Here is a 24,234-nt window from a genome sequence, read left to right as displayed (position 1 = left end):
GGGTCACTCCACCGCCGTCGGCCTCCTCGACGCCGCCGTCGCCTCGTCCACGTCGGTCAGCGGACGCAGCCGGTAGGTGTAGGAGTAGTCGCGGTTCGCGAACAGCTTGTACTGGTCGTGGGTGTGGGCGCCCCAGCTGTTGTCGCCGCCCAGGCCCATCTGGCGGTGATTCACCCGCAGGACCACCTCGACGCGCGGGGTCAGCTGGTACTCGTGGCGCACGCCGGACGACAGGTCCTCCGGGGTGAAGTGCGAGGCGTTGACCTCCAGCAGGGGCTCCCCGGAGACGAGCAGGCCGGCGCCCCTGGTGTCGGTCAGGGCGATCCAGCGGACGTCGGTCTTGTTGCCGTTCTCCTGCGGGCGGATGTACGGGGTCCACTGCTCGGAGACCGTGCCGGAGTACACGCCCACGTCGGTGCCGTCGTGGCGGTCGGCGTAGTTCTCCTCGGGCCCGCGGCCGTAGTAGCGCAGCCGGTCGAAACGTCCGGGCAGGCACAGCAGCGTGCCGACCTCCGGGATGTACGGCAGGGACGCGGCACCGGGGTGCAGGGTGTTGTCGACCTTGATCTCGCCGTTGCCGAACACCGTGTACGTAGTGGTGTACGTCGACTCGACACTAGTCGGCAGTGTGCCGCCGACCTTGATCTCCACCGCCTTGTCGCGCAGGGCGCGCACCGTCACATCCGTCACCTTGCGGTTCGCGCCCGCGTCGCGCCAGGTCTGGTTGCGGGTGTGCTGGCCGTTGCCGCGGTCGTTCTCGGTGGGCGCCCGCCAGAAGTTCGGCACGGGGCCGGAGTCGATGAGCCGGGTGCCGTGGGCCTGGTACGACGTGATGACCCCGGTGTTCTTGTCGACGGTGACGGAGAAGCCCTGGCCCTGGACCGTGACGGCCTGGTCGTCGTCCTCGTACGTCAGCGCCGGCACGCTCGCCAGCGGTGCCGGCGTCACGGCCGGGACGTCGGCGTCGAGGGGCAGTTGCTGCCTGGCCACCTCGAAGCCGGCCTTCGCCCACGGGGTGGATTCCTTGGTGGTGAAGGAGAGTTGGAGGAAGTACTCGGCGCCCGCGGCCGGCTCGTCGGGCAGCCGGACCGGCACCGTGATGTCCTTGTCGCTCAGCGGCGGGACGTCCAGCTGGGCGCGGGTCAGCTTCCCGCGGCGCACGACCTCACCGTCGGCGACCAGCTCCCAAGTGCCGTCGAACTCATGGAGGTTGGTGAACAGATACTCGTTGGTGAGGGTGATGGTCATGCTCGCGTCGGCGGTCAGTGCGGCACCTGGCGCCGGTGCCACGCCCACCGCCTGGTAGATCCGCTTGATCTCGGCCGCCTTGCCGGTGTGGCGGCGGTCGGCGGTGACGATGCCGTCGGCGTTGGAGGTGCCGTCGTTGGGGTTGTCGCCCCAGTCGCCGCCGTACGGGAAGAAGGTCTTCTGCCGGGGCCGCTTCTCGGTACGGCCGACGGTGGCCGCGTCGAACCAGAACCGTACGCCCGCGTCACCCGGGCCGCGGCCGTCGGAGCCGAGTTCGGTGGCGCTCAGCGCTCGCGCGTACACGCGGGCCCGGCGGATCGTGCCGCTGAACTCCCGGGTGGGGTTGTCCACGTCGGTGGCGAGCGCGAGGGGCGCGGTGCTGGAGGCGGGCTTGCGGGTGGTGCTCCGGGTGGCCTTCACCTCGCCGTCGACGTGGAGGGTCAGCGTCCCCGCGTCGGCGTCGAAGACGCCGGCGATGTGGTGCTCGCGGCCGGTCCAGTCGTCCGGGAAGGCCCAGTTGACGGTGATCCACTGGCCGTCGCCGTGGATGAAGAACTCCAGGCTGCCGTCGGACTGCTTCAGGGAGTACTGGGTGTCGCCCTTGACGAGGATCGGCTGGTGGTAGCCGGTGTGGTGCGGGGTGACCCAGGCCTCCAGGGTGAGCGAGCCGGTGAGGTCGAGGCGCTCGTCGCGGGGGAAGACGGTGGCGCCGGAGACACCCTTGGCGCGGTCGAAGGTGCCGCTCGCGGTGAGGATCTCGCCGCGCAGTCCGCCGGGCCCGGACTCGGTGAGGAACTTGCGGGTCGGCACGGGCCAGTTCAGTGACTGGTCGACGAAGTCCCAGATCCAGCCGCCCTGGAGGACGTCGTAACGGCGGACGATGTCCCAGTACTCCTTGAAGTTGCCGTTCGAGTTCCCCATCGCGTGCGCGTACTCGATCATGACGTACGGCCGGGTGTCGGCGGTGTCCTTGGCGCGCTGCTCGACCCGGGAGGGGCTGTCGTACATCTCCGAACGGATGTCGCTGATCGCCGGCCGGTCGTCGCCCTCGTACTGGATCACGCGCGTGGGGTCGTAGGCCTTGATCCAGTCGTGCATGGCGACGAAGGTGCTGCCGCCGCCCGCCTCGTTGCCGAGCGACCAGATGACCACCGAGGCGTGGTTCTTGTCGCGGTGGACCATGCTCTGGGCGCGGGCCACGCACGCCTTGGTCCAGTCGGCGTGGTTGCCCGGGTATTCGCCGCGGATGCCGTGGGTCTCCAGGTTGGTCTCGTCGACGAGGTAGAGGCCGTACTCGTCCGCGAGTTCGTACCAGAGCGGGTTGTTGGGGTAGTGCGAGGTGCGGATCGAGTTCATGTTCATCCGCTTGATGATCTCGATGTCCTTGACCATGTGCGCGCGGGTGAGCGCCATGCCGCTGTCGGGGTGCATCTCGTGCCGGTTGGCGCCGCGGAAGGAGACGGGCTTTCCGTTGATCCGCATCAGGCCGTCCTTGAGCGCGAACTCGCGCAGGCCGACGCGGTGCGACAGGGTCTCGATCACCTTTCCGGCCGGGTCGCGCAGCCGCAGTACGGCGGTGTAGAGGTTCGGGTGTTCGGCGGACCACAGCCGGGGCGCGGGGACGGCTCTGCTCGCCCGGACCGTCACGTCCTCACCGGCGGGGGCGGAGGCGAGGTCGACGGCCTGCCGGAGCGGTCTGGGCCAGACGGCGTGGCCGCGGGAGTCGTACAGCTGGGTCTCGACCGAGTAGCCCCCCTCGCTCCGGTCCCCGTACGAGCGCACGCTCGCGGTGACGGACAGCTCGGCCGCCGTGTGGTCGTCGCTGAGCGGGGTGTCCAGCTTGAAGTCACGCAGGCGGACGTCGGGCGTGGAGTAGAGGTAGACCGAGCGGAAGATCCCGCTCAGCCTGATCATGTCCTGGTCCTCCAGCCAGTCCCCGTCGGAGAAGCGGTACACCTCTACGGCGATCTGGTTGGTCCCGGGCTTCAGATGCGCCGTGATGTCGTACTCGGCGGGGGTGAACGAGTCCTCGGCGTACCCGACCAACTCCCCGTTGATCCACACGTAGTGCGCGGACTTGACGCCCTCGAAGTGCAGGAAGGTCCGGCGCCCCGCCCAGCCGCGCGGCACGGTGAAGGTCCGCCGGTACTGCCCCACCGGGTTGAACCGGGTCGGCGCGGACGGGGGCCGGGCCTCTTCGCCGAGGCCGTTCGGGCCCCACCACGGGTAGGTGATGTTGACGAAGATCGGGCGGTCGTAGCCGTGCATCTGCCAGACGGAGGGGACCGGGATGGTGTCCCAGCCGCTGTCGTCGACGTCGGTGCGGTGGAAGTCGGCGTCCCGGTCGTCGGGCCGGTCGACGTGGGCGAACTTCCACTTGCCGTCGAGGCTGAGCCGGTACGGCGAGCGGGTGCGGTCGGCGTCAAGCGCCTGACCGATGTCCGCGTACGGCATCAGCGTGGTGTGCGGGGGCTGGGTGCCGATCCGGAAGACGTCGATGTGACCGTTCCACTCCGGGGTGCCGGCCGCGGGACCGGTCCCGTCGGCCGCGTGCACCGGGGCGGACGATCCGGAGACGGCGAGCGCACCGAGCAGGGCGGCTCCTCCCTCCAGCAGACGGCGGCGGCTGACCGGCACGCCCGGCATACGGGACGGGCCGGTGGGGGACGCGGGAGAGAGCGGCATCGACGGCGGCCTTCCTCGGGACGACAGTGCGGCGCTGCACGGCTTGAGGGAGCGTCAGATCATGTGCGGTGCTGTTGGGAAACCGAACGCACACTAGGTTGTGAACACAGAGGACGCAATGATGCTGTCGTTGTTTGTGTGTTCCTGGTGGGTCCGGTCGGCGACCTTGGCCGAATCCAGCTGCTTGAACTGTGTCCGGTGCAGCTCGGCGTAGCGGCCTCCCGCTGTCAGCAACTCCTCGTGCGTGCCGCGTTCGACGATCCGGCCTGCCTCGACCACCAGGATCAGGTCGGCCGCCCGCACGGTCGACAGCCGGTGGGCGATCACGATCGCGGTCCTGCCCTCCAGCGCCTCGGTGAGCGCCTCCTGCACGGCGGCCTCGGAGGTGTTGTCGAGGTGGGCGGTGGCCTCGTCGAGGATGACGACGCGCTGGCGGGCCAGCAGCAGCCGGGCGATGGTCATCCGCTGGCGCTCGCCGCCGGAGAGCCGGTAGCCGCGCTCGCCCACCACCGTGTCGAGGCCGTCGGGCAGGGATCGTACGAGTTCGTCGAGGCGGGAGCGGCGCAGGGCGTCCCAGAGTTCGTCGTCGGCCGCCGCGGGACGGGCGAGCAGCAGGTTGGCGCGGACGGTGTCGTGGAAGAGGTGGCCGTCCTGGGTGACCATGCCGAGGGTGCCGCGCAGGGACTCGGCGCTCAGGTCGCGGACATCGACGCCGCCCACGCGTACGGCGCCCTCGTCGACGTCGTAGAGCCGCGGCAGCAGCTGCGCGACGGTGGACTTGCCGGCGCCGGAGGAGCCGACCAGGGCGACGGTCTGCCCCGGTTCTGCGCGGAAGGAGATGCCGTGCAGCACCTCGGCGCCACCGCGCGTGTCGAGGGACGCCACCTCCTCCAGGGAGGCCAGGGAGACCTTGTCCGCCGACGGGTAGCCGAAGCGGACGTTCTCGAACTCCACCGACACCGGGGCCTCGGGGACCTGTTTCGCGTCCGGCTTCTCCTCGATCAGCGGCTTGAGGTCGAGCACCTCGAAGACGCGCTCGAAGCTGACGAGGGCGCTCATGACCTCGACGCGGGCTCCGGCGAGCGCGGTGAGCGGCGCGTACATACGGGTCAGCAGCAGCGCCAGTGAGACGACGGCGCCCGGCTCCAGGGTGCCGCGCAGGGCGAACCAGCCGCCGAGGCCGTAGACCAGGGCGAGGGCCAGGGCGGACACCAGGGTGAGGGCGGTGATGAACACCGACTGGGCGGTGGCCGTCCGTACGCCGATCTCCGCGACCCGGCGCGCCCGGGCCGCGAACTCCTCCGACTCCTGCTGCGGGCGCCCGAAGAGCTTGACCAGGGTGGCGCCGGGGGCCGAGAAGCGCTCGGTCATACGGGTGCCCATCGCGGCGTTGAGCGTGGCGGCCTCCCGCTGCATGCCGGCCATGCGGTGCCCCATGCGCCGGGCCGGGATCACGAACACCGGGAGCAGGACGAGGGCGAGCAGGGTGATCTGCCAGGACAGGGTGAGCATGACCGCGAGCGTGAGCAGCAGGGTGACGAGGTTGCTGACCACTCCGGACAGCGTGTTGCTGAAGGCGCGCTGGGCGCCGATCACGTCGTTGTTGAGACGGGAGACGAGCGCCCCCGTACGAGTGCGTGTGAAGAACGCGACCGGCATGCGCTGCACATGATCGAACACAGCCGTGCGCAGATCGAGGATGAGTCCCTCGCCGAGCGTCGCCGACAGCCGCCGCGCGAGGATCCCGAGCGCCGCCTCCGCCACCGCGATCAGGGCGATCAGCAGGGCCAGGCGGACGACGGTACCCTCGTCGCCGCCCGTCACGATCGCGTCGACGACGCGGCCGGCCAGTACGGGGGTCGCGACGGCGAGCAGTGCGGTCACCACCCCGAGCACGACGAAGAGCGCGATCCTCGGGCGGTGCGGGCGGGCGAAAGCGCCGATGCGGCGCAGCGTGACGCGCGCGAACGGGCGGCGCTCCCGCTCGGCGTTCATGACGCTGTGCAGCTGGGTCCAGGCTGTGGTCTCCATGCTCATGGAAGGAAACGTAGAACCTCAAGCGATGTTGAGGTCAATATCGACGGCTTCGCGAAGATCGGTGTCGGTCCGCAGCCGGTCTGTAAGGCGCCGTCTCCGCTTCCGCAACCCGCCGTTGTCGCAACACGGAAAACCTCTCCCGATGTGACCGCCGTACGCCTCCACGCGGGACGCCTGTTCCGGCGCCTCCCGCTCCGCCAGATATTGGTCCTGCTGCCCCTCGCCCTCGTCATCCTGGTCGCGGTGCAGCACCGGGCCGTGCTCGCCGAGGGCATCGGCCACCTGGCGACGGCCAAGTGGCCCTGGCTGCTCGCCGCGGCCGGTGCCACCTGTCTGACGTGGGTGGCGGCGGCCGTGACCCGGCAGGGTGCCGTGGTGGACCGGCTGCCCAGGCTGCGGCTGCTCGTCACCCAGTTCGCGGCGGGCTCGGCCAACCATCTGCTGCCCACGGGCCTCGGTGCGAGCGCGGTCAACCTGCGCTTCATGACGGTGTGCGGGCTGCCCCTCGCCCGCTCCTCGGCCGCGCTGGCGCTCTATCTGCTCGCGGAGAGCGTGGCCCGCGTCGGACTGCTGGCCGCCCTGCTCATCGCCTTCCCGCACGCGCTGCGGCTCGGCCCGCTCCTTCCGGAGGGGGCATGGGGCCCGCTGCTGCTGATCATCGGTGCGGCGGTCCTCGTGGTCGTGGCCGTCTTCGCCCTCGTACGCCGACTGCGCGTCGCCGTGCTGTCGTTCCTGCGCACCGCCCTCGGCGAGGCGCGCTCCGTGCACACCCGTCCGTCCCGGGCACTGGCGCTGTGGGGCGGTTCGCTGGCCTTTCCCGCGCTTCAGGCGGCCGGGCTGGTCCTGGTCGGCCTCGCGCTGGGGCTGGATGTGCCGCCGGCCCACATGGCGCTCGCGTATCTGGCGGCGACCGTCGCCGTGGCGCTCGTGCCGACGCCCGGCGGGCTCGGCTCGGTGGAGGCGGCGCTGATAGTGGCGCTGGTGGCGGCGGGCGGTCCGGTGGCGGTGGCCACGGCGGTGGTGCTGGCGTACCGGATCATCACGGTGTGGCTGCCGCTGCTGCCGGGGGCGTTGACGCTGGGGGCGCTGGTGCGCCTGAAGGTCATCTGACCGCTCGGATTCCGATGGGCCGGTGGTCCGACCGCACGGTTCCGGTGGAAGGTCATGTGACCGCTCAGTAACGTACGGGGTCCGACCCACGGAAGGGACCCCGCCATGCCGGTCCGCGTCGAGCGCCAGGGACATGTCACCACCGTCGTCCTCTCCCGCCCCGAGGTGCGCAATGCGGTCGACGGTCCGACCGCCGCCGAGCTCGCGGACGCCTTCCGGGAGTTCGACGCGGACGACGGGGCGCGGGTGGCGGTGCTGTGGGGTGAGGGCGGCACGTTCTGCGCGGGCGCCGATCTCAAGGCGCTCGGCACCGAGCGGGGCAACCGGGTCGCCGAGGAGGGCGACGGGCCGATGGGGCCGACCAGGCTGCGCCTGTCCAAACCGGTGATCGCCGCCGTGTCCGGACATGCCGTGGCCGGCGGCCTGGAACTGGCGCTGTGGTGCGATCTGCGGGTGGCCGAGGAGGACGCCGTCTTCGGCGTGTTCTGCCGCCGCTGGGGCGTGCCGCTGATCGACGGCGGCACGGTACGTCTGCCCCGGCTGATCGGCACCGCCCGCGCGATGGACATGATCCTCACCGGACGGCCGGTGCCGGCACCCGAGGCCCACGACATGGGGCTCGCCAACCGAGTCGTGCCGAGCGGGCGTGCCCGCGCCGAGGCGGAGGAACTGGCCGCGACGATCGCGCGGTTCCCGCAGGCGTGTCTGCGCGCCGACCGCGCCTCGGTGCTCGACCAGGACGGGCTGGACGAGCCGGCCGCGATGCGCGGTGAACTCCGGTACGGCATGGGTGTGCTGGCGAAGAGCATGGAGGGCGCGGCCCGCTTCGCGTCGGGGGCGGGCAGGCACGGGTCGTTCACGGAACTCTGAACCACGGCCCTCGCCGTCCGCCGGGGCGCGCGCAGTGAGGCGACCCGCGCGCGGCGCGCACGCATCAAGCGCGCCCCGGAGTGACGCCGTTGGGCCTCCAAGGCAGCGTGCGTCCACGGGAGAATGCCCGAAAGCGACCGATGCGGCCGTCCGCCAGACGGTCCCGGCACGAACACGTGTACCCGATACGGCAGGATGAGCCCTCGCGCGGTCACGGGGGACGGGGTGACCGGCGCGACGGCACATCGCGGAAATCGAGCAGGTGACAACGTGACGAGACTTCACATCCGGCCGTCGGCGAAGGGATTCGCCGCCGCATTTCTCCCCGGAGGTGACCGGTGAACCGAGGGCTCACCGTGGACGACCTGGTCATCGCCGGGATCGCGCTGACGGCGGGGCTGCTCGCGGCCTTCCTGCTGCGGACGCTGCTGCGCTGGCTGGGCAAGCACGCCGACCGCACCCGCTGGAGCGGCGACGACCTCATCGTGGACACCCTGCGGACCGTGGTGCCGTGGGCGGCCTTCCTCGGCGGCGCGGCCTCCGCGGGCGCCGCGCTGCCGCTGACCAGGACGGTCCAGCACAACGTCAATCAGACCCTGACCGTGCTGCTCATCTTCGTCGTGACGCTCGCGACGGCCCGTGGCATCGCCGGCGTGATGCGGTCGGTCACGCAGTCCCGCCCCGGCGTCGCCGGCTCCGCAACGATCTTCGTCAACATCACCCGGATCCTGGTCCTGGCCATCGGCTTCCTGGTGGTGCTGCAGACGCTGGGCATCTCCATAGCGCCCCTGCTCACCGCCCTGGGCGTCGGCGGTCTGGCGGTCGCCCTCGCCCTGCAGGACACGCTCGCCAACCTCTTCGCGGGCATCCACATCCTCGCCTCCAAGACCGTCCAGCCCGGCGACTACATCCGGCTGAGCAGCGGCGAGGAGGGCTACGTCGAGGACATCAACTGGCGTCAGACGACCGTGCGCGCGCTCTCCAACAACCTGATCGTCATCCCCAATGGCGAGCTCGCGAAGTCGAACATGACCAACTTCATGCGTCCCGAGCAGGAGTTGACGATCCTCCTCCAGGTCGGCGTGGCCTACGACAGTGACCTCGACCATGTCGAGCGGGTGACCAACGCGGTCATCGCCGAGGTGATGACCGAGGTCGAGGGCGCCCTGCCGGACCACGAGCCGATCATCCGGTTCCACACCTTCGGCGACTCCCGCATCGGCTTCACCGTCATCCTGGGCGTCGGCGAGTTCAGCGACCAGTACCGGATCAAGCACGAGTTCATCAAGCGCCTGCACCGGCGCTACCGCAAGGAGGGCATCAGCATCCCGGCACCCACCCGCACGGTGGCGATCCAGCAGGGGACGGTGTCGATACCGCAGCAGCGCATCCCGGGAGAGGCGGACGAGGTGACCCCCGTCCGCCTCGATTGAGCTGCCCGAACGTGCCTAGAGGGTGGCCGAGTTGTCGTGCGACCGGCTGCCCTTGCGGCTGTGCGGCGCGGCGAGGGACGGGTTCACCGGGGTGACCGTCCAGTCCGGGTGCCCCGGCATCCGCGGCGTCTTCGTGCCGTACAGCCAGTCCTGAAGGAATCCGGACAGATCCTGACCCGAGACCTCCGAGGCGACGGCGATGTAGTCGGCCGTCGACGCCGAGGAGTTTCGGTACCGGTCGAGGAAGGCGCGCTCCAACGCGTTGAAGGCGCTCTCGCCGACGAGGTTCCGCAGCGCGTACAGGACGAGGACGCCACCCAGGTAGCGCTGGCCCTCGAACAGGTTCACCGCGTTCGGCGCCGCGACCGGCCCCCAGTCGTGGCGCCACTGGTCGCCCTGCGCGTAGGTGTTCTTCATCCGGGCTTCCAGGCTGGTCAGGCCCAGGGAGTCGGGCCAGCCGCGCTCATAGCGGTAGAGCAGCCCGTAGAAGTCCGCGTGGCCCTCGTTGATCCACAGGTCGGCCCAGGTGGCGGGGCTGACGCTGTTGCCGAAGTAGGAGTGGACCAGCTCGTGCATCATGTGCGAGCCGATCTTCTTCTCCTCCTGGAGCAGATAGTTCGGCCGGTAGATGGTGAGGGTCTGGGTCTCCAGGCCGGTGAATCCGAAGGGCTCCGGGACGTCGGAGTTGCAGGGCAGCAGACCGTACGTCTCGAAGGGGTACGCCCCGAGCCGCGCCTCCAGCCACTCCACCAGCTTCGGCGTCAGCGCGAGCGCCGGCTCCAGCGCCTCGGCGCGCGCCACCGGGACGACGTCACGCAGCGGGAGGCCGTGCGGGCCCTGCCGGTCCTTGATCACGTAGTCGCCGACCGTGATCTGCACCAGTTCGGTGGCCATGGGCTCGCGGGAGCGGTACGTGTACGCCGTACGGCCGCCGGAGAGGCTCTCGGTGCGCACGAGCAGGCCTGTCGCCACGCCGCGCAGGCCGCTGGGGACGGTGAGGCGGAAGGAGAAGTCCGCCTTGTCGGAGGGGTGGTCGTTGCAGGGGAAGACGGTGTGCGCCGAGTCCGCCTGGCAGGCCACCGCGAAGCCGTCCAGCGTGTCGACCCAGCCGGTGTGGGGCAGGGTGCGGCGCGGGTCCGCCGAGTACTCGACGCAGACGGTCACCCAGGACTTGGCCGGCAGGGTCCGTGCGGGCGTTATTCGCAGCTTCTCCTCCACCTGCTCGTACGTCGCCGTACGGCCGCCGACGCGGACGGAGCGGATGTCGAGGCCGAGGGAGTCGAGGGAGAGGCGGGACAGGGCCTGGGTGGTGCGGATCTTCAGGGTCGCCGTGGCGTCGACCAGCCGGGTCGTGGCGTCGTAGGAGAAGTCGAGGTGGTAGGCCGAGACGCGGTAACCGTCATTGCCGAGCGCCGGATAGACGGTGTCGCCGAGGGTCTCGGGGCCCGGGGTGCCGGCGGTCTTCGCGGCCGACGTCCCCGTGCGCGTCGGTGCCGCGAGGGCGGAGGGGGCGGTGGCGAGGGCCGCCGCCGTGCCGATCAGGGCGGCCGCGGGGGCCGTCACTCTGCTGCGATATCTCATGGTCCGCTTTCGCTTGGGCGGCCGGGTGGTCAGGACCGGTCGCCGATCGGTGATCTCCCTGAGACTGGTGATCTCCCTACATGACTGTGGGATCAGGTGATCCGGTTGCACGGAGGCGGTACATCCGTTTGCGCGGATCCGAGATGCCGGCGAACATCCCGCACCTGTGTGCGGACCCCTGTCGAGCCGAGGTCGATCACGAGATATCTTGATGTCGAGCAATGTTGCAGACGTGGAGCGGAGCACCCGGTGACTGACTCGACCATCATCTATACGCACACTGACGAGGCCCCGGCCCTGGCGACGTATTCCTTCCTGCCGGTGGTCCAGACGTACGCCTCGCAGGCGGGTGTCGCCGTGGAGACGCGTGACATCTCGCTGGCCGGCCGCCTCATCGCGGTGTTCCCGGAGTACCTGGCCGAGGACCAGCGCATCCCGGACGCCCTCGCCGAGCTCGGTGAGCTCGCCAAGACGCCGGCCGCCAACATCATCAAGCTGCCGAACATCTCGGCGTCGATCCCGCAGCTCAAGGCCGCCGTCGCCGAGCTCCAGGGCCAGGGCTACGCGCTGCCGAACTACCCGGACGACCCGAAGACCGACGAGGAGCGGGACATCCAGGCCCGCTACGACAAGGTCAAGGGCTCCGCCGTGAACCCGGTCCTGCGTGAGGGCAACTCCGACCGGCGCGCCCCCGCCTCGGTCAAGAACTACGCCAAGAGCCACCCGCACCGCATGGGTGCCTGGTCCGCCGAGTCCAAGACCAACGTGGCGACCATGGGGCAGAACGACTTCCGCTCCACCGAGAAGTCCGCCGTGATCTCCGAGGCGGGCTCGCTCAAGATCGAGCTCGTCGCCGAGAACGGCTCCACCACCGTGCTGCGCGAGTCCGTGCCGGTCCTCGCCGGTGAGGTCGTCGACGCCTCCGTGATGCGCGTCGCCGCGCTGCGCGAGTTCCTGACCGCGCAGGTCGCCAAGGCCAAGGCCGAGGGCGTGCTGTTCTCCGTGCACCTCAAGGCCACGATGATGAAGGTCTCCGACCCGATCGTCTTCGGCCACGTGGTGCGCGCCTTCTTCCCGAAGACCTTCGAGCAGTACGGCGCGGCCCTCGCCGCCGCCGGTCTGTCCCCGAACGACGGTCTGGGCGGCATCCTCAAGGGCCTGGAGGCCCTGCCGAACGGCGCCGAGATCAAGGCGTCCTTCGAGGCGGAGATCGCCGAGGGCCCGGAGCTGGCCATGGTCGACTCCGACAAGGGCATCACCAACCTGCACGTGCCGTCCGACGTGATCGTCGACGCCTCGATGCCGGCCATGATCCGCACCTCCGGCCACATGTGGGGCCCGGACGGCCAGGAGGCCGACACCCTCGCGGTGCTGCCGGACTCCTCCTACGCCGGTGTCTACCAGGCCGTGCTCGACGACTGCCGCGCCCACGGCGCCTACGACCCGTCGACCATGGGCTCGGTCCCGAACGTCGGCCTGATGGCGCAGAAGGCCGAGGAGTACGGCTCCCACGACAAGACCTTCGAGATCAAGGCCGCCGGTACGGTCCGCCTGGTCGACCAGGCCGGGAACGTGGTCATCGAGCAGCCGGTCGCCGAGGGCGACATCTTCCGCGCCTGCCAGACCAAGGACGCGCCGATCAAGGACTGGGTGAAGCTGGCCGTCACCCGCGCCCGCGCCACCGGCGACCCGGCCGTCTTCTGGCTCGACGAGACCCGCGCGCACGACGCCAACCTCATCGCCAAGGTCAACGCCTACCTGCCGGAGCACGACACCGAGGGCCTGGACATCCGCGTCCTCGCCCCGGTCGACGCCACCAAGCTGTCGGTGGAGCGCATCCGCCGCGGCGAGAACACCATCTCGGTGACCGGCAACGTGCTGCGTGACTACCTGACCGACCTGTTCCCGATCCTGGAGCTGGGCACCAGCGCCAAGATGCTGTCGGTCGTCCCGCTGATGGCGGGCGGCGGCCTGTTCGAGACGGGTGCCGGCGGTTCCGCGCCGAAGCACGTCCAGCAGCTGGTCAAGGAGAACTACCTGCGCTGGGACTCCCTCGGTGAGTTCTTCGCGCTGGTGCCGTCCCTGGAGCAGTACGCGACCGCGACCGGCAACACCCGCGCCAAGGTCCTCGCCGACACGCTGGACCGTGCCACGGCGACCTTCCTCAACGAGGACAAGTCCCCGACCCGTCGTGTCGGCGGCATCGACAACCGCGGCAGCCACTTCTTCCTGTCCCTGTACTGGGCGCAGGAGCTGGCCAAGCAGACCGACGACGCCGAGCTGGCGAAGGCCTTCGCGCCGCTCGCCGAGACGCTCACGGCGAACGAGCAGAAGATCGTCGACGAGCTGAACGCCGTCCAGGGCAAGCCGGCCGAGATCGGCGGCTACTACCAGCCCGACCCGGCCAAGGCCGCCGCGGTCATGCGCCCGTCGGCCACCTGGAACGAGGCGCTCGCGTCCCTCATCTGACGCGGGTGCCCCTGACAGGGGCCTGGAGGCCCGACAGGGCCTCTTGAGCGAACTGCGCCCCGGCCGAGCACCAGCCCGGCCGGGGCGCAGCCATGTGCACGGGCTACCGAGGCAGCACGATCTCCAGTCCGAGGCAGCGCGCCAAGTCCTCGATCTCATGGCCGACCGCGTCGGTCACGGTCCTGTCGAACTCCTCGTCCTCGTGGATCGCGTCGACGCGCAGCACCCCGGCCCTGCGATCCGCCGTGGCGTCGAGCTTGCCCACCAGGCGGTCGCCGTACAGGATCGGCAGCGCGAAGTATCCCCAGCGGCGCTTGGCGGCCGGCTTGTACATCTCCAGCTGGTAGTCGAAGCCGAAGAGCTCGGTGGTCCGTCTGCGGTCGTGGATCAGCCGGTCGAAGGGTGACAGCAGGGCGGTGCGCCCGGTGAAGGGCTGCCCCAGCTGAGCCGGGTCGACACGCCACCTGCCCCGTACGCCTTCGACGACGGCCGGTTCGCCGGCCTCCCCCACGTCCGCCGGCTCGACCTGGCACTCCGGGCCCCTGGCGCGGGCGATGCCCAGGGCCCGCAGCCGGCGCTCGTCCCGGATGCGCAGCGACTGCGCCACGGGGACCGCGGGCATCTCGGGGTAGACCCGCTCGGCGAGGTCCCAGAGCCGGTCACCGCCGCCGCGACCCGCCACGGCGACCTCACCACGCTGCACCATGAGCTCCAGCAGTTTCGTGACGTTGCGGTTGTTGCTCCACCCGCTCGACCGCCACGGCAGCTCGCAGGTGTCCGGCAGCTCGCGGGAGGGCAGCGGCGCCGCTGCGGCGAGCCGGTCGAGGATGTCCCGGCGGCAGGCGTCGTTGGCGGCCACCCACGTGCCGTGATACTCGCGCCAGGACGTCGGCGTCCCCCGCTCCGGCCACTCGGCCATCTCGGCGCGGTAGAGCGCTAGATCCTCGGCGGGCCGGATCATCGCCCGCAGCTCCAGCAGCGTCCGGTCCGCCAGGGCGGTGGTCAGGTCGGCCGGGGCGTACCCCGAGGAGCCGAGCCGGCTCCACGCGACGAGGTCGGCGTTGGGCGCGACGGCGGCGGTCGGGTCGATCTGGAGCAGCGTCAGCCGCCGTACGACGGCCGGCAGCCCGCCCGACGGGCGGGCGGCGTCCAGCAGCTGTGCGCGCACGGCGATACGGCGGGCGTCGGTGCGGGAGAGCTCGTGGACGGTCATCGGTCTCACCAGTCCCGGGTGGCGATCAGTTCCTCCATGTCCGCGTCCGGGAAGCCGTAGGCCTCGGCCACGAACCAGAAGTCCTCGGCCATCTCCTCGCGGGCGACGGTCTCGATCTCGCTGCCGGCGGCCCAGAACTCGTCCTGGAGCGCGTTGAATTCATCGGTGGCGGCCTGGGTGAGCGGGTACAGCGCGGCCAGGTCGGCGGGGCGCTCGGCCTCGATGCGCTCGCACAGGCGCAGCAGGATCGCCTTGCCCCGGTCCACCACGCGGTCGGGGTAGTAGTCGTCCCCGTAGAGCGCCTTGAGGAACGGGCGTGCGATCACCTGCTGGTTGCTGATGTTCATGCTGTGATGGTGCACGACACCACTGACAACGCCCCCGGAGCAGCCGTCATGACCTCTGCCGTGCCGTCGTTCGACCTGCTCCCCGGGGCCGAGGGATCGCCGGTGATCCTGCATGTGCCGCACTCGGCGCGGGAGACACCGCCCGAGGTGCGCGCGGGGATCGTGCTGGACGACGGCGCGCTGGAGCGCGAGCTGGACCACATCGTCGACGCGCACACCGCGGAGCTGGCCGAGGCGGCGGCCGAGTCGGCCCGATCGACGCCGTGGCGGTTCGTGAACCGGCTGTCCCGGCTGGTGGTCGACCCGGAGCGGTTCCCGGACGAGCGGGAGGAGATGCTCGCGGTGGGCATGGGCGCGGTCTACACCCGGACCACGCACCTCGCGGATCTGCGCCCCGCCGACAGCGACCCGGAGCCCCTGATCGAGCGGTACTTCCGGCCGTACGCGAAGGCCATGTCGGCCGCCGTGGCCGACCGGCTCGCTGTCACGGGCCGGGCCGTGATCATCGACGTGCACTCCTATCCGACCGTCCGGCTCCCCTACGAACTGCACGGCGAGGGCCCGCGGCCACCGGTCTGCCTGGGCACGGACTCCTTCCACACGCCGCCCGAACTGCTGGCCGCGGCGCGGGAGGCGTTCGCCGCGTGCGGGGAGACGGGGCTGGACAGTCCGTTCAGCGGCACCTACGTCCCGCTGGAGTTCTACGGCAGCGAGCCACGCGTCAGCGCCTTGATGATCGAGATCCGCCGGGACACGTACATGACGGAGCCGGGCGGCCCGGCCGGTCCCGGACTCACCCGGCTCGCGAAGGCGCTGGCGGCGCTGGTGGACGCCGCCGCACGCTGAACGCCGCGGTTCAGGCCCGCAGCCACTCCGTGACCACGACCTCCCCGTCGGTCCGCAGCCGCAGGGCGAACGGGCCGGAGGGCGGGGCGTCGCTGGTGAAGCGGCCCATGGCGTCGGCGACGACCGGCGTGACCGTCTGCGGGCCGCCGAGCACCTCGATGCGTGCCTGCTGCGGCGGCAGCACCTGCCCCATCAGACCCTGTGCCGTCACCTCCACGTCGACGGTCACCTCGCCCGCTCGGAACGTCAGCATCCGCGGCACATCCGTCGCACCCCTGACCGGAATGGCGTCCTCCACCGAGTCGAAGGTCAACTCGGCGATCCGGGCGTCGAGGTCGTGCAGCACGAACGCCTCGACGGCGAGCCGGCGCAACTGGGCCGGCACGGGATCCAGGATGGTGGCGGCCTGACGGAGTTCCTCCTCCAGCAGATCGATGTCGAACCCGTCGTCGCCGGGGGGCTCTTGGCCCGTCACGTCGTCGTGCATGTCGTCGTTCACTGCGCCCCCCGCGCGTCGAGTCGGGCCCTGAGCCGGCGCAGACAGCGCTGGCGCAGCGGTCCGATGCTGCCCACGGCAATGCCCAGTGCGGCGGACACCTCCTGGTAGCTGGGTGGCGGTGACGCCATCAGCACGCGCAGCAACTGGCGGCAGCGCTCGCCGAGTTCCTCGAACTCCTGCCACATCCAGCGGATGCGCTCCGACTCCGCGGCCGCCTCCTCCGAGTCCAGGACCGACTGCTCGGGCGTGCGCTCCTCGCTGACCCGGTCGAGCAGTTGCGGATCGCTCGTCACGGTCAGTCGCCTTAAGCTCTTGAGCACCTTCAGGCACTCGTGCCGTGCGGTGCTCGCGAGCCACGACCCGGCCTTCTCGGGTTCACGGATACGCCCGAGATGCTGGGCGAAGCGGAACCAGACGGTCTGATACACCTCATGGGCGTCTGCGTCACCCAGCCGGTGGGCGCGCACCACGGACCACACCAGCGGGCTCAGCCCTTCCACGAGCGCCTTCCAGGCCGCCGCGTCGCCGTCGACGGCGGACTGGACCAGCGCACCGACATCTGCTCGGTCCACAGCCCCACCCCTCGTGTACGGCAAGTCATCGTACGCCGCGGAGGGGATGGTTCCGACCCTCATGACCGAGGAGCCGACGCTGTGACGGGGGCAGGACGCCAGGTCGAGGGGCGAAGAGCCGGAACGTGCGCCCCCCGCACCTCCGCGTACCCGGAGTTCGCCGCGAGCATCTTGTACCGGGCGACCCGCGGGTCGCCCTCCTGCTGCGCGGTCATATGGGCGGCGATCATGCCGGCGACGAGAGGAGTGGCGAAGGAGGTGCCGCTCCAGTGCGCGAACCCCTCGAACATCACCTGGTCCGGCTTGGCGGTGCCCCCCTGCTCGCTCAACACGCCGGTGTGGCGCGGGGAGACACAGGTGCAGGAGTAGCCGAAGCCGTACCGGCAGGCGTCATAGGTGGAGTGCTGGTAGGTGTACGGCATCGGCGCGTCGAAGCCGGTGAGGACGCCGGTGAGGCGCTCGCCGGGCGCGTACACCTTCACCCAGGGGCCATGGTTGCTGAAGCAGGCTCCGAACTCGCCGTCGCCGCGCAGCGCGCCGACCGACAGCACGACGTCCTGGTACTCGGGCAGGTCGGCGTAGGCGGCGGGCCAGAAGGGCGTGGCGCTGCCGTTGTTGCCGGCCGCCGCGACGAGCAGGGTGCGCTGTTCGCGGAGCTCCTGCATGAAGGCCTGGACGCCGAGCAGACCGTCGGTGCGGCCGTTGGAGGTGCCGGCGGAGAGGCTGAGGACGTCGGGCCAGCCGCCCGCGTCGACGGCCTCGAAGAGCTTCTCGCCGAACTCGGACTCCAGGATGGCGCCCGCGTCGTTGAGGGAGTTGCGGACGGTGATGCTCGTGTTGGGCGCCACGGCGGCGACGAGCCCGGCGATGAAGGTGCCGTGTCCGACGTACTGCTGGAGGACGCCGTCGTCGTCGCACTCCTTGAGCTGCGCGTCGCCGTCGGTGTGCGCCAGCAGTGCGGAGGACCGGTAGTCACGCATGAGGCCGGTGTCGACGACCAGGACGCCGACGGCGCTCTCCGCGTCGTAGCTGCCCTCTGCCGCCGCGGGGTTGATCCCGTCGGCCTGCGCGACGGGCGCGGGTTCGTCGCCGGGACAGGAGTTGACCGCGATCGACACCAGGTGGTTGCGGCTGACCAGCCGGCGGCCCGCCCGGCCCTCGGTGTCCCGCAGGGCCCGCAAGGCGTGTGCGACGGTGCGGTCGCCGCTCCGGTCGCCCTCGCCGGGATCGCCGACCTGGATCCGGGTGATGCCCGAGCGGTTGGTCTGCGGGCTCGCGCGGCGCACGTTGTCCTGCACCAGATCGGGCTGGGCGGTGAAGTGCGCGCGCACGGTGTCCTCGACGAGCCGGGCGTCCTCGCCGTCGCGGACGAGGACGTAGCCCTTCTCGTAGATGAACTCAGCGGAGTCGTCCGGTCCCATCGCGAGGGGGACGTCCTGCATGGAGCGCTGGATCTGCTCGAACTGCTCGTGGAATCGCTGTGGTGCCATGGCGTGTCCTCCCACTGAGGCGACGGTCGTCAATCAGAGCCGTGTTGTCGCTGATTGATACAGCGCCAAACCCGTGTGGCACGGTTCCGGGGCAACTACCATCCGTGGAGTGACAGCGGGAAGCGAATCGGTTCTCGAACTGCTGCCGATGGTGTTCGCCGCCCCGAACGACGCGCTGGCGAGGGCGGAGGGGGTGCTCGGCGCCGATCCGTCGCCGTTGCACGCCTCCGTGGCCCACCAGGTGATCGGCATCTGGCAGCGGGACTGGGGCGACATGCGCATCGCCCTCCATCACCTGCGGCGTGCCCGGGATCTCGCGGCACGCGCGGAGTCGGCGGACCGCGAGGCGGATGCCCTGGCCACGCTGGGGGTCGCGTTGGTGCACGCGGGGCGCACTCAGCAGGGGCTCGCCGCGCTGGAGCGCGGGATCGAGCGCGGCAGCGGGCACACCCGCGCGCGGGTGCTGTTCCGCCGGGCCTACGCCCGCTGGGTCCTGGGGCATCACCGGGAGGCGCTGGAGGACGTACGGCGGGCGATCCCGGTCCTGCGGCAGGTCGAGGACGTCATCTGGACGGCGCGGGCGCTGACCCTGCGCGCCACCGTCCATCTGGCGCTCGGCGCGGTGGACCGGGCGGACGCCGACTTCACGGCGGCGGAGGCGCTGTGGGACACCACGGGCCAGGAGCACGACAAGGCCGACGCGGTGGAGAGCCGGGGGCTCGCGGCGTTCCGGTCGGGCGACATCCCGGCGGCACTGCGGCTGCTCGACGCGGCCGAGGAGCGATACGCCAAGCTCGGCACGCCCACCTTCATGCTCGCCATCCGGCGCTGCGAGGTGCTGATGGCGGCCGGGCTGGCCCCGGAGGCGCTGGCCGAGGCCGACGCGGCGATCGCCGTGCTCGACGGCATCGGCGGACAGTCCACCCGCAAGGCCGAGCTGCTGCTGGCCGCCGCGCGCGCCGCCGGGCTGGCGGGCGACGCGCACACCGCGATAGCCCGCGCCGACATGGCCGTACGGCTGTTCGCCGGGCAGCGGCGCAACTGGTGGGAGACGCACGCCCGGCTGGTGCTGATCGAGGCGCGGGTGGCCGCCGGACGCAGTTCGGGGCGGCTGGTGGCCGACACGGCGGCGGTCGCCGAACGGCTGGCGTCCTTCGGCGCGCCGACCGCGCCGGAGGCCTCGCTGCTCGCGGGCCGGATCGCGCTCGATCTGGGCTGGCGGGCGGACGCCGAGCGGCATCTGGCGGTCGCCGCCCGCGGCAGGCACAGCGGGCCGCCGCTGGCGCGGATGACGGGCTGGGCGGCGCAGGCGCTGCGGGCACGGGCGGCCGGGTCGGGTCGGGGTGTCCTGGAGGCCTGCCGACGGGGTCTGGACGTACTCGACGCGCACCGGATGACGCTGGGCGCCTCCGAGCTCAGGGCCCGCGCCACCGCGCAGGGCGCCGAACTCGCCGCGCTGGCCCAGCAGGCCAGCCTCGACTCCGGCAGTCCGCGCCGGCTGCTGGTGTGGAGCGAGCGCTGGCGGGCCACCGCGCTGTCGACGCCGCCGACCCGGCCGCCGGCCGATCCTGAGCTGCAGAGCGATCTGACCGCGTTCCGGGAGATCGCGGCCCGCGCGGAGGCCGCCCGCATGGAGGCCCGGCCCGTTCCGGCGCTGGAGCGCGAACAGCGGCGCCTGGAACGGGAGATACGGTCCCGGACGCTGCATCTGCGCGGCGACACGCCCGGCGACGGCCACCGCTTCGACCCTGGACGACTGCTGGAACGGCTGGGCGAGGACGTACGGCTTGTCGAACTCGCCGTGCTGGACGGGCGGGTACAGGTGCTGCTGTGCGGGCAGGGGCGGGTGCGTCGGTACGAGGCCGGGCTGCTGGCCGAGGCGGAGACCGAGGCCGAGCATGTGCAGGCCGGACTGCGGCGACTGGCGCATCCGGGGGCCGAGGGGCGGCTGCCGGTGGTGGAGGCCGCGGGGCGGCGGCTGGAGGAGCTGCTGCTGGGTCCGGCGGCGGCGCATCTGGGCGACGGCCCTGTCGTGGTCGTGCCGCCGGCCAGTCTGCACCGGGTGCCGTGGGCGCTGCTGCCGTCGCTGCGGGAGCGGGTGCTCAGCGTGTCGCCGTCGGCGAGCGGCTGGCTGCGCGCGCGGGAGACCGAACCGCCCCCGGGCGGCCGCCCTGTGCTGGTGCGCGGGCCCGGGCTCGCGACGGGCGGCGCGGAGGTGCCCCATCTGGCCGGCCGGTACGGCGGCGCCGTCGTCCTGGAGCACGCCGACGCGCGCGTGCCGCGTGTGCTGGAGGAGCTCGACGGGGCCGCGCTGGCGCATATCGCCGCCCACGGCACGTTCCGCGCGGACAGTCCGCTCTTCTCGTCGCTGCGGATGGCCGACGGGCCGCTGATCGTGCACGACTTCGAGCGCCTGGACCGCAGCCCGTACCGGATCATCCTCTCCTGCTGCGACACCGCCCGCTTCGCCTCCGTCGGCGCCGACGAACTCCTGGGCCTGGTCACCGCGTTGCTGCCGCTGGGCACGGCCGGGGTGGTGGCCTGCACGGCCCCCGTCAACGACGCGGCGGTGGTGCCTCTGATGCTCGCCCTGCACAAGGGCCTCGGCGAGGGCCTCTCGCTCGCGGAGGCCCTGCGCAACGCCCGCGCGGCACTGCCGGGCGACGCGCTGCACCGGGCGACCGGATGGGCGTTCTCGGCGTTCGGGGCGGCGTAGCTCCGCTGGTAGGGCGGTGATGGGTGTCGGTCGTCTGCGGGTTCGTTGGGGCTGGTCGCGCAGTTCCCCGCGCCCCTTTGGGGCGCGCCGCCCGCTCACGCCGGCTGTTCCTCCAGCCGGGGCAGGACCCTCCGGTCGCTGGCGCCCAGGCGGGCGTAGGCGCTGTAGAGGTGGTTGCCGACCGTGCGGACGGACAGGGTCAGTTTCTCGGCGATCTGGCGGTTGCTCAGGCCCGAGGCCGCCAGGGTGACGATCTGCCGTTGCCGGACGGTCAGTTCGCCGAGGACCAGCCCGGACAGCGCCGGAGTGCGGGCGCCCTGGCAGCGGCGGGCCAGGGCGACGGCACGGGTGCGCGAGGTACGGGCGGCGCGCGGGTCGCGGTGGGCCCGTACCGCCTGCGCGTGCGCCTCGGCCGCGAAGAGCAGGAAGCCTCGCTCCTGGAGCTGTTCGGCCACCTGGTCGAGGGCGGGGCCGTCGGAGCGGGCGAGCGCGTCGGCGTGCTCGGCGAAGACGCCGGTCAGGCGGCCCTCGGCACGCTCGGGGGCGCCGAGGCGGACGGCGTCGTACGCGTCGGCGCCGTCCGCCTCGACCGTCCCGCCGGCCTCGCCGCGGGCCGCTGCCGGCCGGGTGACCGCCCCACCCCCGTGGGAGCGGCCACCCGAGATCTCGTGCGCGGCCGCCGGGTCGCCCGACTGCGCCGCGGCGAGGGCGAGTTCGAGTCGGCAGGACGGATCGTCACCGCCGTCCCGCACCCCCTCGCGCGCCCAGGCCGTCGCCTCCCGCAGCTCGCCGCGCAGCCGCGCGTACCGGGCGCGTACGGCCGCGTATCCGGCCGGTACCGGCGCGCCCTCGGCGACCAGCCACTCCCCCACGGGTGCCGGCATCGCCCGTACGTCCGCGCGCTCGATACGGCGGCTCAGCGCGGCCCGCTCGGCGTCCAGGGCGGGGCCGCACTGTGCGGGCGTGCGGGACAGCCGCCTCGCCCGCAGCCTGCCGGCCGCGGCCCGCAGCACCGGGCCGTGCAGGGGGTGGGCGAGACGGACGGCACCCTGGTCGTCGACCTGGACCAGGGCGTCGGCCTCCAGGTGTTCGAGGGTGTGCAGGTTGAGCCGGTCCCGCTCCAGGTCCAGGCGCAACGGCTCGGCGAAGGCGAGGCGTTCGAGGATCTCGGACTCCTCGGGCCGGGCGCGGTCGAGGACGTGGGCGGTGCGCTCGCGCACGGTCGCGGTGACCGGCACCGGGCCACGCCACGCCCACTCGTCCGCGTCGGGGACGCGGCTGAGCAGCCCGTGCTCGCGCACCGCGCCCACCAGGTCGCGCAGCAGCCGCAGGTCGCCCTGGCACAGTCGGTGCAGCCGGTTGACGGTGAGCGGTTCGAGGCCGACGCCGGCGGCTCCGGCCGCCAGCAGCCGGGCGGTCTCCTCCTGGGGCAGCGGTTCCAGACTGAGCCGGGGCAGGAGTTCGCCGGTCCACAGCCGGGAGATCGCGCCGGGGGCCGTGGTGCCGTAGGTGGTGACGACCAGGAGGCGGGTGCGGCCGTGCACGGCCAGCTGGTGGACGAGGGCGGCCGAGGCGTCGTCGAGCAGATGGGCGTCGTCGACCAGGAGCAGCCGTACGTCGGACAGGTGCTGGAAAGCGCCGTGCAAGGAGGCCGTCTCGGGGATCAGGTGCGCGAACGCGGCGAAGCGGATACGGCGGGTCTCGGGGGTGCCGGCCACGCGGGCGCAGTCGGTGCCGCGGACGGCCTCGGTGACGAGCCGGGTCTTGCCGTAGCCGGACGGACCGGTGATCACGATGCCGTGCCGGCTCGCGGTCAAGGCGCCGCGGACCAGTTCCAGTTCGTGTTCCCGGCCGGTGAACGGCCAGGGCAGTTCCAGGGCCTTCGCGTCGCGTTCGAAAGTCGTCACGGCAATCAGAGCACGGTGACTCACGTCTGATACACGGGTACTTGAGTAGCCCTCGACTCAGGCGCCCGAGGCGGGTCGACGGCAGTCTGTTCGGCATGACCGCTCGCTACTGCTCGCTCGTGCAGCAGTCGGCGCCCGCCTTCGCACCGGGGCTGGCCGCCGAGCGGCTCGACGCGCTTGTCAGCGGGCATCGGATGTGGGTCAACGGCACGGTGCTGCACTACTTCTTCTTCGACCGGGACTCCGACGGATCCTCGATCCCCGACCCGGAGACCGGCGAGACGCGGCGCGTCTCGTGGGTCGGCAGCAAGGAACAGCAGGACGTGGTGCGCGAGTGCTTCCAGGAGTGGCAGGGCCTCGGCATCGGGCTGTCGTTCACGGAGGTGCGCGACCGGTCGGAGGCCGAGTTGCGCATCGGGTTCCAGCTCGGCGACGGCTCCTGGTCGACCGTGGGCAAGGACGCACTGCGTGTCGGTCTCAACGAACGCACCGTGAACTTCGGCTGGGACCTGACCGTGCCCGGGGAGCGCGGGACGGCGCTGCACGAGATCGGGCACGCGCTCGGCATGCTGCACGAGCACCAGAGCCCGTTCGCCGGGATCCACTGGGACGACGAGGCCGTGTACGCCGATCTGGCGGGCCCGCCGAACTTCTGGAGCCGGGACAGGACGTTCTTCAACATCCTGCGCAAGCTGGACCGGAACGAGGTCAACGGTTCCGCCTGGGACCCGCACTCGATCATGGAGTACCCCTTCTCGGCCGGCCTGATTCTGGAGCCGGAGCAGTTCCGCGCGGGCCTGAACCCGCCGGGTGTGCTGTCCGAGGCCGACAAGGAGTTCGTGCGCCGCTGGTATCCGCCGGCCGAGTCGCCGGGAGCGCGGGAGCTGGTGCCGTTCCGTTCGGTGCCGCTGCGGCTCGGGCCCGCCGAGCAGGCCGACTTCGTCGTCGAGCCGCCGGAGACCCGTGAGTACACGGTGGGCACCTTCGGCGACAGCGACACACTCGTCGTGATCTTCGAGGAGCGGGACGGCGAACCCCGCTACCTCACCGCCCAGGACGACGGCGGCACCCCGCACAACACCACGATCAAGGCGCGCCTCGTGAAGGGCCGCCGTTACTTCGTCCGGGTGCGCCTCTATGCCAACTGGGGATCGGGGGAGACAGCGGTCATGTGCTGGTGACGGCACGAATCCGCTGACGCGCACGGGCGC

General features: G+C 71.7%; 16 protein-coding genes. 7 read left to right on the top strand and 9 right to left on the bottom strand.

Annotated features, from left to right (window positions below; genetic code table 11):
• Window positions 1–3: 3 nt before the first annotated feature.
• A complete protein-coding gene (locus ACFQ6S_RS02110) occupies window positions 4–3,933 on the bottom strand; it encodes a glycoside hydrolase family 2 TIM barrel-domain containing protein (RefSeq protein ID WP_383402081.1) in 3,930 nt (1,309 codons plus the stop codon).
• 93 nt (window positions 3,934–4,026) lie between these two features.
• The gene (locus ACFQ6S_RS02105) at window positions 4,027–5,964 is read right to left on the bottom strand and encodes an ABC transporter ATP-binding protein (protein ID WP_383404270.1); all 1,938 of its coding nucleotides are present in this window, start codon (window positions 5,962–5,964) and stop codon (window positions 4,027–4,029) included.
• A gap of 150 nt (window positions 5,965–6,114) precedes the next feature.
• Here ACFQ6S_RS02105 and ACFQ6S_RS02100 point away from each other — a divergent pair, with 150 nt between their 5' ends.
• The 3 genes from ACFQ6S_RS02100 to ACFQ6S_RS02090 all read left to right on the top strand — a co-directional run bounded on the left by ACFQ6S_RS02100 (window position 6,115) and on the right by ACFQ6S_RS02090 (window position 9,383).
• Window positions 6,115–7,080 (top strand): YbhN family protein, encoded by a 966-nt coding sequence (locus tag ACFQ6S_RS02100; RefSeq protein WP_383402078.1) that lies wholly within the window; start codon window positions 6,115–6,117, stop codon window positions 7,078–7,080.
• Window positions 7,081–7,185: 105 nt separating this feature from the next.
• Window positions 7,186–7,950, top strand: coding sequence for a crotonase/enoyl-CoA hydratase family protein (locus ACFQ6S_RS02095; protein WP_383402075.1), 765 nt, complete (start codon window positions 7,186–7,188; stop codon window positions 7,948–7,950).
• Between the two features lie 338 nt (window positions 7,951–8,288).
• Window positions 8,289–9,383 (top strand): mechanosensitive ion channel family protein, encoded by a 1,095-nt coding sequence (locus tag ACFQ6S_RS02090; RefSeq protein WP_383402072.1) that lies wholly within the window; start codon window positions 8,289–8,291, stop codon window positions 9,381–9,383.
• A 15-nt stretch (window positions 9,384–9,398) separates the two neighbouring features.
• On the opposite strand, the gene ACFQ6S_RS02085 is transcribed toward ACFQ6S_RS02090, so the two are convergent.
• Window positions 9,399–10,964, bottom strand: a complete 1,566-nt coding sequence (locus ACFQ6S_RS02085; RefSeq protein ID WP_383402070.1) for a M1 family metallopeptidase — start codon at window positions 10,962–10,964, stop codon at window positions 9,399–9,401.
• Between the two features lie 249 nt (window positions 10,965–11,213).
• Between ACFQ6S_RS02085 and ACFQ6S_RS02080 the strand changes: the two genes are divergently transcribed.
• Window positions 11,214–13,433, top strand: coding sequence for an NADP-dependent isocitrate dehydrogenase (locus ACFQ6S_RS02080; RefSeq protein ID WP_383402067.1), 2,220 nt, complete (start codon window positions 11,214–11,216; stop codon window positions 13,431–13,433).
• A gap of 103 nt (window positions 13,434–13,536) precedes the next feature.
• Here the strand turns inward: ACFQ6S_RS02080 and ACFQ6S_RS02075 are convergent, their stop codons facing one another.
• Together ACFQ6S_RS02075 and ACFQ6S_RS02070 are read right to left on the bottom strand one after the other, a co-directional pair.
• Window positions 13,537–14,646 (bottom strand): DNA glycosylase AlkZ-like family protein, encoded by a 1,110-nt coding sequence (locus tag ACFQ6S_RS02075; RefSeq protein ID WP_383402064.1) that lies wholly within the window; start codon window positions 14,644–14,646, stop codon window positions 13,537–13,539.
• Between the two features lie 5 nt (window positions 14,647–14,651).
• Window positions 14,652–14,993 carry a DUF5713 family protein gene (locus ACFQ6S_RS02070; protein ID WP_383402061.1) on the bottom strand — a complete coding sequence of 114 codons (342 nt, stop codon included), beginning with the start codon at window positions 14,991–14,993 and terminating at the stop codon, window positions 14,652–14,654.
• Window positions 14,994–15,041: 48 nt separating this feature from the next.
• On the opposite strand from ACFQ6S_RS02070, the gene ACFQ6S_RS02065 reads away from it, so the two are divergent.
• Window positions 15,042–15,839, top strand: a complete 798-nt coding sequence (locus ACFQ6S_RS02065; RefSeq protein WP_383402058.1) for an N-formylglutamate amidohydrolase — start codon at window positions 15,042–15,044, stop codon at window positions 15,837–15,839.
• 10 nt (window positions 15,840–15,849) lie between these two features.
• On the opposite strand, the gene ACFQ6S_RS02060 is transcribed toward ACFQ6S_RS02065, so the two are convergent.
• From ACFQ6S_RS02060 to ACFQ6S_RS02050, 3 genes are read right to left on the bottom strand one after another with little or no spacing between them, the layout of a single operon-like run.
• Window positions 15,850–16,326, bottom strand: coding sequence for a hypothetical protein (locus ACFQ6S_RS02060; RefSeq protein ID WP_383404268.1), 477 nt, complete (start codon window positions 16,324–16,326; stop codon window positions 15,850–15,852).
• 8 nt (window positions 16,327–16,334) lie between these two features.
• A complete protein-coding gene (locus tag ACFQ6S_RS02055) occupies window positions 16,335–16,910 on the bottom strand; it encodes an RNA polymerase sigma factor (protein ID WP_383402055.1) in 576 nt (191 codons plus the stop codon).
• A gap of 59 nt (window positions 16,911–16,969) precedes the next feature.
• On the bottom strand, window positions 16,970–18,400 hold the full coding sequence (locus ACFQ6S_RS02050) for a S8/S53 family peptidase (RefSeq protein WP_383402052.1): 1,431 nt from the start codon (window positions 18,398–18,400) through the stop codon (window positions 16,970–16,972).
• 148 nt (window positions 18,401–18,548) lie between these two features.
• Between ACFQ6S_RS02050 and ACFQ6S_RS02045 the strand changes: the two genes are divergently transcribed.
• Window positions 18,549–21,116, top strand: coding sequence for a CHAT domain-containing protein (locus ACFQ6S_RS02045; RefSeq protein WP_383404266.1), 2,568 nt, complete (start codon window positions 18,549–18,551; stop codon window positions 21,114–21,116).
• Between the two features lie 95 nt (window positions 21,117–21,211).
• Here the strand turns inward: ACFQ6S_RS02045 and ACFQ6S_RS02040 are convergent, their stop codons facing one another.
• The gene (locus ACFQ6S_RS02040) at window positions 21,212–23,023 is read right to left on the bottom strand and encodes a LuxR C-terminal-related transcriptional regulator (RefSeq protein WP_383402049.1); all 1,812 of its coding nucleotides are present in this window, start codon (window positions 23,021–23,023) and stop codon (window positions 21,212–21,214) included.
• Window positions 23,024–23,118: 95 nt separating this feature from the next.
• On the opposite strand from ACFQ6S_RS02040, the gene ACFQ6S_RS02035 reads away from it, so the two are divergent.
• On the top strand, window positions 23,119–24,204 hold the full coding sequence (locus tag ACFQ6S_RS02035; RefSeq protein WP_383402046.1) for a M12 family metallopeptidase: 1,086 nt from the start codon (window positions 23,119–23,121) through the stop codon (window positions 24,202–24,204).
• The last annotated feature ends 30 nt before the right edge of the window (window positions 24,205–24,234 follow it).

This window comes from Streptomyces sp. NPDC056479, assembly GCF_042795335.1.
Taxonomy (GTDB): domain Bacteria; phylum Actinomycetota; class Actinomycetes; order Streptomycetales; family Streptomycetaceae; genus Streptomyces.
Note: the sequence above shows the minus strand (reverse complement) of the source record. Positions and strands in the feature narration are given on the sequence as shown.